Raw genomic sequence first — 12,475 nt, 5'->3', positions numbered from 1 at the left:
CGAAGGCGCGGCGGTATTACCGATCTCGACCGGGCGGGGCTCACCCAGACGATCCGCGCCACGCCGGCCCGGCCGGTGGAGGAGGCCAAGGAGCACGCGGCGGTCCATTGTATGCCGCTCCGGCGGGGATCGCCGCCGTCTGGTTCAAGGCGGCGCGGAAGAAGGCACCTCGCACGGATGCACGGTCACTGTGCCGGTCTGCGTGGCTCGCGCCGATCTCGTCCACCAAAGCTACGAGCCGAAGACGGTCCTCCTTCCTTGGCGAGCCCGACGACCTGCCGCTGCTCTCGGCGGCGTGCTCCGGCTGCAGGCCGAGATGCTTGAGTGGTCCTCCGGGCACAAGCGCGCCCCGAACCGGTTCGACAGCACGTTGCTCAGCCTCTCGCGGCGCTACCAGGCCGAAGAGGCGAGTTCCTTCGATACGAACATGGAGCGCAACATCCGGCGGATGGACCTCAGCACGCTGCGTGATGAACAATCGGCGCTGGCAGAACGGCCTAACTTGGTCCGACATCGCCTTGGATCTCGCGATTCGCAAGGCGACCACGAAGACGGGCGCGTTCGCTGCCCATGATCTCAAGCTCTGCCCGATCGTCCTGGAGATGGTGAAGCACGTCCCGGCCGACAGGCGCGTCGGTCTGCTCATCATCAACGAGGCAACGGGCAAGCCCTACGCCGAGTGGGTCTTCACCCAGGAGTGGCGCAAGGTCGCGCAGGCGGCGGGCATCCCGGACGAGGTCCGCAACATGGACGCCCGGGCGGGCGCGATCACCGAGGGCGACGAGGCCAGCGCGGATCTCGAGTCACTGAAGACGGTGGCGGCTCACGCGACCACGTCGACCACGGCGCGCTATGTACGGGGCGGCCGCGGCAAGTCATGCGCGGCGGCGAAGCTCCCGCTCAAGCACCGGGAGAGCCAGAACGGGGCCTGAACAGGCATGAGGAACGCGGCGAACGCGAGACCAACGGTAGGGCAGTCTAAGCCCTTGCAGCGCGAGTCGGAAAAGCTGGAGCGGGTGAAGGGAATCGAACCCTCGTATTCAGCTTGGAAGGCTGCTGCTCTACCATTGAGCTACACCCGCGGCGGCGATGCAGATAGCACGGTCGGAGCGGATTGAGAAGCGGGGCCGGGCCGTCGCGGACCGGTCCCGAGTCCGGCGCCGGGTGCGCCCTACTCCACCACCAGCTTGTACGGCTGGCCCACGCGAACCGGCGCGCCCCTGTCGAGGCCGTTGAGCACTTGGAAGCGCTCGAGGGGCCGGTCTCCCACCGCCATGCGCTGTGCCAGGCTCTCGGCGGTGTCGCCGGGGGCCGCGGCGACGATCTGGATGCGCAGGGGCTTGAGGGTGCGGGCCTCCTCGGGCGTCACCAGGGCGATGCTGGCGAGCCAGCGGCCGAAGGCGGGCTCCGGGTCGGTCGCGCCCTTGGCCGCCATGATCATCCGGAAGGTGTTGGTGCCGACCCGCACGGCGGCGAGCCGGAAGAACCACTCCTTGCCCTTCGACACCGCGGTCACCGCCGGGAAGCCGTTCAGCATCCGGTTCTCGAAGCTGCCGGTCTCTATGGCGTCGTTCCAGGTCGCCTTCAGCACTTCCTCGAGCCCCTGGCCGGGATTGGTCTCGACGGCGTCGAACAGCAGGCGGCGGTTGCCGTCGGGCGTGGTGCCGAGCACCGCCCGGGCGGTGTTGTCGAGCCCGAACCCATCCGGCGCCTCGAAGGCGACGCCGAGACGCGGGTGGATGAAGCGGCGTCCGCGAATCAGCCCGTCGGCGGGGTTGTCGCCGTAGGCGATGCCGTCGATTGCCGCGAGGTAGCGGTTGCGGTCGTCGACGCCGAGGCCCGGCGCGCCGATGCGCCGGGCAGCCTGGGTCACCTGGGTGATGCGCTCCGGCGTGCTCGGGTGGCTCGCCAGCATGTCGGGCTCGGAGCTGAGCCCGGCGCCGACGCGCAGCGCCTGGGTGCGGTTGAGCGCGGTGAGGAAGCGGGCGGCGCCGAACGGGTCGTAGCCGGCCCGGGCGAGCGTGCGCACGCCGGCCTGGTCGGCCTCGAATTCCTGCGTCCGCGAGAAGCGGGCGAGGACGAAGCGGGACTGGTCCTGCAGCAGGGCGCCGGTCGCCGGGTCGTTGAGCACGTCCGCCACGACCTTGCTGACGAGCTCGGAGCGCAGGGCCATCTCGGTACGGGCGCTGGCGTGCCGCAGGGTGACGTGGGCGATCTCGTGGGCCAGCACCGCGGCGAGCTCCGAGGTGTCGTCGCCGAGCGCCAGGAGACCGCGGGTGACGTAGAGGCGGCCCGTCGGCAGCGCGAAGGCGTTCACCACCGGCGAGTCGAGCAGCGTCACCGCGTAGGTCTCGTCGGGCCGCTCCGTCGCCTTCACCAGGCGGTCGGTAACGTCGCTGACGAGGCGCAGGGCCGCCGGCGCCCGGTACTCGCCGCCGAACGAGGCCACGAGCTTGGCGTGATCGGCGTCGTTGGCCGGCCGGTCGCGCCCGGTGGTGCGCGGCGCCTCCGGCGGCACAACGGCCGCCACCGGCGCCAGTGCGCCGGTCTGGTCGGCGGTGCAGGCAGCGGCGAGCAGGGCCAAGGCCGCCGCGCGCGCGATGGCGGAAGCGGGCCTGATCCGGGCCGTCGCGAGCCCGACCGTCTGTGTTCGCGAGAAAGGCCACCCCATGGCGATCAGCGCCGCTGCGCCTGCTCCTCGTCCAGCATCTCGATCATCTCGGCCGCGCCGATGTCCAGGGTCGGCCCGCGCCACAGCTCGACGATGCCGCGAGCCCGCACGCGCCGCCCCCGAAGCGCGACAGCAGAGAAACCACGTTCGAGCATGATCCGCCAAGTGCGTTTCGACACCGTGACGGTCACACCTTCCGTGCCGAAAGGGGCGAAGTTGAGATAGGTGCGACGCTCGCGCTCGCCGACGTTGCGCACGCGCCCCTCCACCACGACGAAGCGACCTGCCGCTGCGGCGAGGCGTGCGACCTCCTCCGTCGGCACGGGGGGCGTCCCGGCCCAGAGCCCGAGCCCGGCGCGGCGCGCGGCGTCCTCCACGGCGAGGAGGCCCGGACGGCACAGGCTGTCGGCCTCTCCGGCATCGACCTGCGCCAGCCCGGCCGCGACGAGCCCGCCGGCAAGGTCGACCGTCTCGCCGTCCGCGGTCGCGGCATCCAGGGTGATTCGGCTCCACCGATCCGGCTCGGGCGCCTCGCGGGTGGCGAGGGAACGGCCGGAGAGCCCGGCGAGCCAGGCCCGGGCGGCCTCCGCGGCGACCGGGTCGTCGGGCCAGCGCAGGCCGTCGAGGCGACCCCGCCGCCCGGACGCGAGGACGAGCTCGCCCCGCGCAGCGACCGCCTCGAGCCGGTCCTGCCCGGCGGTGCGGCCCCGGCAGGCGGGCGGCTCGCGGCTGCGCGGCCCCGCCGCCTCGGAAGGGGCGCCGGCGAGGAGCACGAGACCGAGACCCACCGCGATTCGTCCTTTCATCCGGGACACCGCCCCTCGCAAACGCCACCTGCGAGGTTGGCGTAAGCAGGGCGAGATGGTAAGAGGCCTCCCGTGGGTCTCCGTAGCTCAGCTGGACAGAGCACAGGTTTCCTAAACCGAATTGGGCGTCGCGTCGGGAAACCACGCGGCGGATCCGCTCAAAGTCGGGGAAAGCGTCGAGCCGCTCGGCTCACGCCGATCCCGAGCCAAGCCCGGCTAGCCAAGCCGGGAAGGTGTAGAGACTAGACGGGCGGCACCTAAGGGCTCATCCGGGCCTACGGTGAAGGGATAGTCCAGACCACGAACGCCTCGCGGCGGCGGCGAAAGCCGAAGTGGTATGAAACCTGGGGTCGCAGGTTCGAGCCCTGCCGGGGACGCCACGCTTTGCCAAGCCGTCCAGTTGGACCCGCATTCTGGTCCGGCCGTGGGTTCTCCAATCCATCAGATGCCACGCTCGGGCCCTACCCTGAGGCGGACGCACTGCCGTCTTGCGGCACGCTCCTGGCGCGTTGGAACAGGGTCAGCCGGAAAGCATTGGGCCGGCAGTCACGCCGGCCCTGCCGTCTTCTCGGCCGCTCGGCCGGCGTCACATGCGGGCCGGGCCTCGGAGCAGAGGGGGCAACCCGGCCCGCAACCTTCGTTCGTCCGGGCATTGCTGAGTGGCCTCGACACCCGCCGTCGGGCGGCGCGGAACCGTCCTAGTTGGAGCACATTGGACCCGTACGAGCAGTCTTCATCTCGTGATCTCCCGGTCGCTGAACGCCCGCCAAGGTCCTAACCCTCAGGCGGGCGTTCTGCTGACTCGGAGCAAGGCCAAGAGTGTGAGACGCTCTCATCTCGTTAGAACTAACAAGCGGGTTTGGCGTTGATGGGGTCTGTCCCGCACAGTGCGGGGAGCGTGACGCAACGGGAGAGGTCTCAATGCGCAAAGTCGCAGCTCTTAGTGCCGCCCTGATCGTTCTTGCAGGCCCGGTGCTGGCCCAAGGCCGGCCGCCGGGAAGCTCATCGGCCGCATCCGGCAATGCCGAAGAGAACAGCAAGCCGCGGTCGAACTCGAGCGGCGGTGGGACTGGAGGAAGCGGCGGCAGCCAGTAAGGCTCGCGCCGCGACGGCGGAAACTTCCTCGCCGGGAGATGCTGGACGGCAGCTGCTCGTGAGTGATGGTGACGGGGCGCCCGCCGAGGTCCTAAACCCTCCGGCGGGTGTTTTGCTGCCTCGGACGGGTGAGTTGTTGCCACCCGCCCCCTGTGCTTTCACCAATTCCCGTTTCCTGACCCGCAGTTAGACCTTGAGCGCGCCCTCGGGCTCGGCAGCAGCCGGAGGCCGGGCTGTCGCCACTTCCGCTTCAGGCATCACACCATCACCCGTGCCAGCGCCCGCTTCGCCGCCGTGGCAGTCCACGAGCTATTTCCCCGTGACCTTGGGCACGCCTCTCGTTCGACCGCTGGGCCAGCGCGTTGAGGCCCGCTGTTCCAGACGCAAGGCGGGGCTCGAGGCCGCCGCCAAGAGATGCGGTAAGGCTGCGTACGGGGCAAACGCCGACCCACCCGCACGAGGGTGTGGTCGGAATCTGTGACCTTGATGATTGGGCGAGTCCCCTCTCACATGCCACGATCCGGCACGTGGGAGGGAGTATCGCAAAATTTACTCACTTGCCCTTGAGGGCATCCTTGACGCTTCCTATCGCGTTCTGGACCTTGCCCTTGACTTGATCAGCAATGCCCTCGTTCTTGAGCTTCTCGTCACCTGTCAGGTTGCCCGCACCTTCTTTGACCTTGCCGCCCAAGTTCGTGGCGGAGCCCTCAACGCGGTCCTTGTCGACTGTCATGTTGCGCTCCTGCTGTTGCCTGCGCCCTATGCCGGGCTCCTGATGCAAACGAGGACCTGGCCCGATCCGTTCCGGTGGGCGTGCACCCGGCCACCGGGCCGGTGTCAGGGCTCGCCGCGGGCGGCCGAAGATTCGGGCACCGGGGGGGCGGTGGCGTGGACCGGCGCGTGCGAAACCCAACCGCCGAGCGGGTCACGCGCTCGCGCGCATCAACCAGATGGCGGCGGAGACGCCCGCGCCCGCCACCCCGATGAACCCGACGTAGAGGGCGAGGGTGGGATCGAAGTGGTTGTGCGCGTAGCCCGGCTTGCGCGGGGACAGCCGCCACCGCTCCTTGATCTCGGCGAACCGCGCCCTCGCGATGTCCTTCGGGGACAGGGCGTTGCCGCCCGCCTCCTCGCAGGTTCCGAGCATCGCCATGCCGGGATCGAACACCTCGACCTTGTCGCCGCTGCGGCCCGAGTCGATGTCGCCCTTGAGCATCGCCGTGTTGGGATTCGGGGCCTCGAGGGGGGCCGGGGTCGTGCCGCGCTGGGCCGAGAGGTGCGGCGGGACATCCGTGTCGTAGCTCATGGCGAGTGCTCTCATGTCATGCGAGGCTGATGCCTCCGGGGTTCCTGCAATGACGCCCGTGGCCGGGTGGAGTTCGCGGCACGACCGGCGACGTCCTGCGGCACAAAGCCGTCGCCGCCGCGCCCCGCCGTGAGCGGACTTACGATGGCAAACCAACGCGTCGTCCGCTCAGGTTCTGGGTCTGTCGCCGGCTTTTGTCGCAAGAACCGGCGACAGCGTTTGCGACACCTGCTCAGCGGGTGATCCGGGCGGGCGAGATCGGGTCGCTGGCCGGGAAGGTTTCCTCGACAGCCTCGTCCAGCAGGCGGTCCTGCCGGTCCCGCAGGTCCTCCCGGGGCGCCCGCTCGCGCGGCGCGGCGGCCGCGAGGTCGGACCGGGGTTGGCCCCGGCTCAGGCTCCGGTCGCTGTCCCGTCCGCGCGCCGGCGCCGACGCGCCGCGCAGGAGGCCGAAGCGCCATGCCAGCAACGCCGCGCCCACCGCCGCCAGGCCGACCGTTGCCACGAGGGCGAACTCGCTCGGCTCGGCCTTCCCGCGCGGGGTCCACCCGCTCCCCCGGAGCGCCTGCCCCCTCGCCCGGACGAAGGCCTGTGCGGCCTCATGGATTTCCTGGGCCGAGAGGAGCCGGCGGGCCAAGGGCAGCACTTCGTGCGTGTGACGGTGCAGGTGCTGGTCCACGAGGTACGAGACATCCTCGAACCGGTTCAGCCAGCCGGACACGTCATGCCGACCGTACTTCGCGAGCGCCCTGAGCTCGGACATGGCCCGCTCGTGCTCGTGCCGCAGGTCGCTGACCAGCCCCCTCGCCTCGGCATGCCTGCCGAGAGCAGTCATCAGGCTCGCTTCTACCGCAGCGGCATGGACGCGCAGCTCGTCGAGAAGATCGGCCAGGAGCCGTTCCCTGCTTCGCACCACGCCAGGACCATTGAGCGCGTTCGGAATCTCGCGGATGAGCTGAGTGATGTTCGCGTGGTCGCGTTCAATCAGTCGCCAAATGTCCATGCATCGTTCCCCTTCATTGATGCTTCCCAACTCGCATCAGTCTCAGGCCGTTCCTCGTCGAACCGCCCTGATCGGCGCTGGCGACGAACGCGCCTGCGCCTCGGGCCCGGCGTCGCGCGAGCCGGCATCGCCGCCGGGCTGACCCGGTCCGTGGCGGTGCGAGCCCGTTTCCGGGCCCGAGGTCTCGCGGCCGGCTGATCTTCAGGAGGGCGGCGCCTGCCAATGCTCCTGAATTCGTTCGGGCTTCTGTCCAGGTCGAGACCACGGATTCTCCGTGACTGCTCAGTCCAGGCCGAACCCGTTGGCTCGTCTCTGCGTTCGAATAGCCTGCTTCGCAGTTTTCGAAGCGAGCCAGAACCGGAGATCGTTCAATGAGGAAAGTCGCCGCCATCAGTGCCGCCCTGATCGTGCTCGCGAGCCCGGTCCTGGCGCAGGGCCGGCCGCCGGGGAGTTCGTCGGCCTCGTCCGGCAACGCCGAGGAGAACAACAAGCCGAGGTCGAACACCGCTGGCGGCGGTGGCGGCGGTCGATAGGCGAACGCGCCACCTCCGCAACCGCCCCGGGGATCCGGCCGTCGAGGCGGTCCCCCGCCCGGCGTGCCGGTGCCCTGCGCTCGATCATTCCTCCTCCGGGGGCGGGTCCTCGGGGGACGGAGCCCTGTCCGGCAACCCGGACGAGACCTCGCCATCCGGGGTGATCTCGGCCCCCGGCGGGGGCGGCCCGATGGCGGTGGGATCGGTGGCTGGCGGTGCCGGCGTCGCGGGGTTCGCCTCGGTGGATGCGTCGCCGTTCCTGGACATGATCACCTCCTCCCGCAAGCTGGGCCGGCGGTCTTCGCCTGCCGCTCGTCGGACGTTGCTCTGCTCGAATTCTGCGATGGTTCGGCGAGCGAGCCTTCACCTCGCTACGCTGCGCGACGGACGTCCTGCGCCGGGGCCGTCAGCGTCCGCTCAATGAGGGCTGACGAGAACCGCGTAGGCGACGAGAGCGACCACCGCCGCGATCAGCGCGATCCCCAGCAGCGCGGGCCGGACCCGGTTCGTGGTTCGCTCGGGCTTGTGACTCGGTGGGGCCATGACGCGTCTCCTGCAGCCGTCCCGGCCTAACGCACGATACTCCCCATGGGTTCTTTTGAGGCTGCGTGCGGCCGGGCAGCGGGGCCGGACCGGTTGCGGCGGGCACGCATGGGTCCCGGAGGAGGAACGCCTGTCTCGCGCATGCCTCACAGAGTGCCCGCGCGACGCGAGCCAAGGAGTCCAGGGTGTCTTGCGGAAACTTTCGCGATCCGAGGGAACGATGCAATGCAGCATGCATTATTGCAGTGCAGCATCGTGGGTAGCCCGCGGTGCTGCTGCCCTCCTAGGGCGTTTCCTCCCTGACTTGAGCCGCCCGCAAGGGCGGCTTTTTTTCGCCGGACGCGGAGCGTTCCCGCGGGAGAAGCGCTGCGGACGTCTTTGGGGTGGCCGGGAGGCGGGGCCGGATCGGCGGCGACGATCGTGGGCCGCCGGGGAGAGCAGAACCTCCGCCTCTCCCAGCAGTCGGTAAGCCGCCGCGTCATCGTGGGTAGACGATACGGTGATCGCGGCGTGAGATCGCAGTACCCTGCCAGTCGATTCCGCGCTGCGGGCTGCGGGCTCAGCCGATTGGGCCGGGTCCCTCGCGACGACCGACTCCGACAAGCATGGTGCATGAAGGAACCCCGCTCCAGATCGGGTTGGAGGAGATCACGCCGGGCGAGTTCATCATCTCCGTCGTCTGGCGGGAGAGGACGCTCGGCTCGCTGTATCTCAGGGGGCGAGCGGGACGACGCGACGGCCTTCCTGGAGGCGGCCCGCCAGCGCATCGTGCTCGCGATCGTCGGTGATGCACCGGACGACCTCGATGGTCGGGTGCAGCGCGAGCTGATCGACTTGAGCCGCAGCCTTCAGAACCCGCACGGATAGGCGGACGATCTCCAGGCGGCGGTGGTGCCGGAACCGCTCCGCGATCGCGTCTCCCGGCACCGCCGCGCGAAGAGTGCTCAGCCCGGATCGGCCGTGCGATCCTCCGGCCGTGTTCGATTCTCCCGCCTCTGCCAGCGGGCGTCGACGGCCTGGTCGATGGCGCGGCCGACCAGCAGCGCTACGAAGAGAAATCCTGCGGCGATCCCCGCCGGGCGATAGGCGCCGAGCCCGCAGGCGATGCCGAGGGCGGCCGTCACCCAGATCGCCGCGGCGGTGGTGAGGCCGTGAACCCGTCCCCTCGCCTCGCCCTTCACGATCACGCCCGCGCCGAGGAAGCCGATCCCGGTGATGGTGCCCTGGATCGCGCGGCTCGCATTCGCATCGATCCCGTCGCCGGAGAAGCCGGATCCGGACAGGGTCACGAGGGCGGCCCCGAGGGCCACCAGGGCCAGGGTGCGCACGCCCACGGGCTTGGCGTGCATCTCGCGATTGAGGCCGACCAGACCGCCGGCGAGTACGGCGGCGCCGAGGCGCAGGCACAACTCCGTGGTCGACAGCATGGCTCAGCATCGCTCCGTCGCGTCGCGTCGGCATGACTCCGCAGGTCCGGCCCCGGCAAGTCGCGTACGAGGACGAGTCTGCACCGGGGAAGTCCTGAGGCGCGGTACCGGAGCCCGGCACGCGGGTGGCCGTCCGGCACCCTCTCCGAACAGGACTTAACGCGTGGTGTGGGCTGGTCGCCGCTCTCCCGCGCGGCCGGTCCGGGCTGGGCCGCTCGTGCCGGCTCGTGTCATCCGCTATGTCGGATGACGCGTTCGCCCAAAGCGCGGGCATTTACTCGATCTCAACCCTCGGAAATCAACAATCGCCCCGTACCCTTCCATGCCGCGGCGCAACGCGCGGGCAGACCTGCGAGCCGGATATGGCCGGGAAACCTGCGGATTACCGCGACGTCCACATCGGCGGCCTCATCGAGGAACGGCGCCTGCGGGCCGGCATCAGCCGCGAGGCCCTGGCCAATCCCCTTGATGTGTCGCTCTCGCAGCTCGGCAAATACCTGAAGGGGGCCAACCGCCTCAGCGCCACCGACCTGGATGTCGTCGCGCGCGTGCTCGGGGTGCCGGTGGGGTACTTCTTCGAGGACATGCCCGGGCGGGAGCCCGGCCTCAGCGACCGGCCGCAGGCGCTGCTGGAGGCGACCTCGGGCTGGACCGGGTTCGCCGAGGCGGTGGTGCGGGCGGCCGACACGCATCTCGACGAGGATCGCCGCCGTGCCCTGGGCGGCCTGGTCCGTGCCGTCGACCGTGCGCTTTCGGGACAACACTCGTTCGGTAAAGCGAACGACTTCGGCCGATCGGATTGACGTCCGGGATTCCGGCTGCCAGAACCCCGCCACCGAAGATGTCGGGCAAATTCGGCTGCTGAGTCGCGCTCGACGGGACCTGAGGGCTTCGCAAGCTATGCCGCGTTCAAACTACCTGTTCACGAGCGAGTCGGTCTCCGAAGGCCATCCGGACAAGGTCTGCGACCGCATCTCGGACACCGTGGTCGACGCCTACCTCGCCGAGATGCCGGAAGCCCGCCTCGGCGTCGAGACGCTGGCGACCACCAACCGCATCGTCATCGCCGGCGAGGTGCGCGGCCCCGACTCGGTCACCTTCAAGGACCTCGAGGAGCTGACCCGGGCCGCCGTCAAGGACATCGGCTACGAGCAGGACGGCTTCCACTGGAAGAACGCCGACGTCGCCATCCACCTGCACGCCCAGTCCGCCGACATCGCCGTGGGCGTCGACGCCGCCGGCAACAAGGACGAGGGCGCGGGCGACCAGGGCATCATGTTCGGCTACGCGACCGACGAGACGCCCGCCCTGATGCCGGCGCCGATCTACTACGCTCACAAGATCCTCAAGGACTTGGCCGATGCCCGCAAGGGCAAGGTCGGCGCCGCCGCCAAGCTCGGGCCCGACGCCAAGAGCCAGGTCACCGTGCGCTACGCCGACGGCCGCCCGGTCGAGGCGACCCAGATCGTGCTCTCGACCCAGCACCTCGACGAGTCGCTCGACTCGGCGGGCGTGCGCGAGATCGTCGAGCCCTACATCCGGGCGGCTCTCCCTGAGTCCTGGGTCACCGACCAGACCGTCTGGCACGTCAACCCGACCGGCAAGTTCGTGATCGGCGGTCCCGACGGCGATTGCGGCCTCACCGGCCGCAAGATCATCGTCGACACCTACGGCGGCGCGGCGCCCCACGGCGGCGGCGCCTTCTCGGGCAAGGACCCGACCAAGGTCGATCGCTCGGCGGCCTACGCGGCCCGCTACCTCGCCAAGAACGTCGTCGCCGCCGGCCTCGCCCGCCGGGCCACGATCCAGCTCGCCTACGCCATCGGCGTCGCCAAGCCGCTGTCGATCTACGTCGACCTGCACGGCACCGGCGAGGTCGACGAGGCCAAGCTCGAGTCGGTCCTCGGCCAGCTCGTCGACCTGTCTCCCCGCGGCATCCGCACCCATCTCGGCCTCAACAAGCCGATCTACGCCCGCACCTCGGCCTACGGCCATTTCGGCCGCGAGCCGGAGGCGGATGGCGGCTTCTCCTGGGAGCGGACCGACCTCATCGGCCAGCTCAAGAGCGCCCTGGCCTGATCCGGCGCCCCGGTGCTAACGGGGTGGCACGCCCCTTTCTCGTCACCGGGACACCATGGACGATCACGACACCGACGCGGCCCCGGACCGGGGCCGCGCCTTCTACGGCCGGCGCAAGGGCAAGCGCCTGCGCCCGGGCCAGGAGGAGCGCCTGACCGACCTCCTGCCGCGCCTGCGGCTGCCCGAGAGCGGCTCCCTCGACGCAGCCGCGCTGTTTCCCCGTCCGGTCACGGCGACCTGGCTCGAGATCGGCTTCGGCGGCGGCGAGCACCTCGCCGCGCAGGCCCGCCTCAACCCCGGCACCGGCATCATCGGCTGCGAGCCCTTCGTCAACGGCGTGGTCAAGCTGCTGCGCACCCTCGACGACGAGGCGATCGACACCGTCCGGATCTGGGACCGGGACGCCATGGAGCTGCTGCCGCGCTTGGCCGACGCCAGCATCGGCCGGGTGTTCCTGCTCTATCCCGATCCCTGGCCGAAGCGCCGGCAGCGCAAGCGCCGCTTCGTCTCGGACGAATCCCTGGCCGAGATCGCCCGGGTGCTGGTGCCCGGCGGCGAGTTCCGCTTCGCTTCCGACATCGACGACTACGTCGGCTGGACGCTGGTGCGCGCCGCCCGCTGCCCCTCCCTGCGCTGGACTGCGACGCGCGCCGCCGACTGGACGACGCCCTGGCCCGAGTGGCCCGGCACGCGCTACGAGGCCAAGACCACCGCCGAGGGCCGCCGGCCGACCTACCTCACCTTCGAGCGGGTGTGAGACCGCCGCGCCGTCGAACGGATTCGTTCGGCGGCGCGGGCAGAGCCCGACCGGGCGCCGGCGCCGATGCGCGTCAGGATGAGGCCGTCGCGCCCGGCATGGCTCCCGGGATCCTGCCGGGATGTGCTCCGGCGCACCGCGTCTGGTGCGCGCGCGGTCGACCTTGCCGCCGGGCGTGAGGGAAGGCATGGTTTCGCGAGAACTGCCAAGCCGAGCCGGTCGGGCATGCCGGCCCGGGACGCCATGCCGGGAGCGGGG

The 12,475-nt window shown here is 70.3% G+C and carries 14 protein-coding genes and 1 tRNA gene; 5 read left to right on the top strand and 10 right to left on the bottom strand.

The genetic code is table 11. The features are described from left to right. The first annotated feature begins 518 nt into the window (after window positions 1–518). Window positions 519–932 (top strand): hypothetical protein, encoded by a 414-nt coding sequence (locus tag VQ02_RS11560; protein ID WP_157080589.1) that lies wholly within the window; start codon window positions 519–521, stop codon window positions 930–932. Between the two features lie 76 nt (window positions 933–1,008). On the opposite strand, the gene VQ02_RS11555 is transcribed toward VQ02_RS11560, so the two are convergent. From VQ02_RS11555 to VQ02_RS11530, 6 genes are all read right to left on the bottom strand, one after another. Beyond that, window positions 1,009–1,082 (bottom strand) — tRNA-Gly (locus tag VQ02_RS11555). A gap of 89 nt (window positions 1,083–1,171) precedes the next feature. Further along, on the bottom strand, window positions 1,172–2,671 hold the full coding sequence (locus VQ02_RS11550) for a M48 family metalloprotease (RefSeq protein ID WP_083469162.1): 1,500 nt from the start codon (window positions 2,669–2,671) through the stop codon (window positions 1,172–1,174). 5 nt (window positions 2,672–2,676) lie between these two features. Next, window positions 2,677–3,459: a DNA-binding protein gene (locus VQ02_RS11545; protein ID WP_245239700.1), complete on the bottom strand. Its 783-nt coding sequence runs from the start codon at window positions 3,457–3,459 to the stop codon at window positions 2,677–2,679. Window positions 3,460–5,125: 1,666 nt separating this feature from the next. Beyond that, the gene (locus tag VQ02_RS11540; protein ID WP_048444336.1) at window positions 5,126–5,305 is read right to left on the bottom strand and encodes a CsbD family protein; all 180 of its coding nucleotides are present in this window, start codon (window positions 5,303–5,305) and stop codon (window positions 5,126–5,128) included. A gap of 192 nt (window positions 5,306–5,497) precedes the next feature. Beyond that, a complete protein-coding gene (locus VQ02_RS11535) occupies window positions 5,498–5,878 on the bottom strand; it encodes a hypothetical protein (RefSeq protein ID WP_048444335.1) in 381 nt (126 codons plus the stop codon). A gap of 232 nt (window positions 5,879–6,110) precedes the next feature. Beyond that, the gene (locus tag VQ02_RS11530) at window positions 6,111–6,878 is read right to left on the bottom strand and encodes a hemerythrin domain-containing protein (protein WP_048444334.1); all 768 of its coding nucleotides are present in this window, start codon (window positions 6,876–6,878) and stop codon (window positions 6,111–6,113) included. A 371-nt stretch (window positions 6,879–7,249) separates the two neighbouring features. Between VQ02_RS11530 and VQ02_RS38120 the strand changes: the two genes are divergently transcribed. Beyond that, window positions 7,250–7,411: a hypothetical protein gene (locus VQ02_RS38120; RefSeq protein WP_167350723.1), complete on the top strand. Its 162-nt coding sequence runs from the start codon at window positions 7,250–7,252 to the stop codon at window positions 7,409–7,411. Window positions 7,412–7,495: 84 nt separating this feature from the next. Here the strand turns inward: VQ02_RS38120 and VQ02_RS36955 are convergent, their stop codons facing one another. The 4 genes from VQ02_RS36955 to VQ02_RS11520 form a co-directional block, all read right to left on the bottom strand. Continuing rightward, entirely contained in the window at window positions 7,496–7,678 is a 183-nt protein-coding gene (locus tag VQ02_RS36955; protein WP_157080588.1) for a hypothetical protein, read from the bottom strand. Between the two features lie 150 nt (window positions 7,679–7,828). Continuing rightward, window positions 7,829–7,954 (bottom strand): hypothetical protein, encoded by a 126-nt coding sequence (locus tag VQ02_RS39725; protein ID WP_280818938.1) that lies wholly within the window; start codon window positions 7,952–7,954, stop codon window positions 7,829–7,831. A 711-nt stretch (window positions 7,955–8,665) separates the two neighbouring features. Next, a complete protein-coding gene (locus tag VQ02_RS11525; RefSeq protein WP_157080587.1) occupies window positions 8,666–8,815 on the bottom strand; it encodes a hypothetical protein in 150 nt (49 codons plus the stop codon). Window positions 8,816–8,898: 83 nt separating this feature from the next. Beyond that, window positions 8,899–9,381, bottom strand: coding sequence for an MgtC/SapB family protein (locus tag VQ02_RS11520; RefSeq protein WP_048444332.1), 483 nt, complete (start codon window positions 9,379–9,381; stop codon window positions 8,899–8,901). Between the two features lie 362 nt (window positions 9,382–9,743). Here VQ02_RS11520 and VQ02_RS11515 point away from each other — a divergent pair, with 362 nt between their 5' ends. The 3 genes from VQ02_RS11515 to trmB all read left to right on the top strand — a co-directional run bounded on the left by VQ02_RS11515 (window position 9,744) and on the right by trmB (window position 12,217). Next, window positions 9,744–10,184, top strand: coding sequence for a helix-turn-helix domain-containing protein (locus VQ02_RS11515; protein WP_048444331.1), 441 nt, complete (start codon window positions 9,744–9,746; stop codon window positions 10,182–10,184). Window positions 10,185–10,281: 97 nt separating this feature from the next. Further along, window positions 10,282–11,460 carry a methionine adenosyltransferase gene (metK, locus tag VQ02_RS11510; RefSeq protein WP_048444330.1) on the top strand — a complete coding sequence of 393 codons (1,179 nt, stop codon included), beginning with the start codon at window positions 10,282–10,284 and terminating at the stop codon, window positions 11,458–11,460. A 55-nt stretch (window positions 11,461–11,515) separates the two neighbouring features. Continuing rightward, window positions 11,516–12,217 (top strand): tRNA (guanine(46)-N(7))-methyltransferase TrmB, encoded by a 702-nt coding sequence (trmB, locus tag VQ02_RS11505; RefSeq protein ID WP_048444329.1) that lies wholly within the window; start codon window positions 11,516–11,518, stop codon window positions 12,215–12,217. Window positions 12,218–12,475 lie beyond the last annotated feature (258 nt).

The organism is Methylobacterium variabile, from assembly GCF_001043975.1.
GTDB classification, from domain to species: Bacteria; Pseudomonadota; Alphaproteobacteria; order Rhizobiales; family Beijerinckiaceae; genus Methylobacterium; species Methylobacterium variabile.
This window is presented reverse-complemented; position numbering and strand designations above follow the sequence as displayed.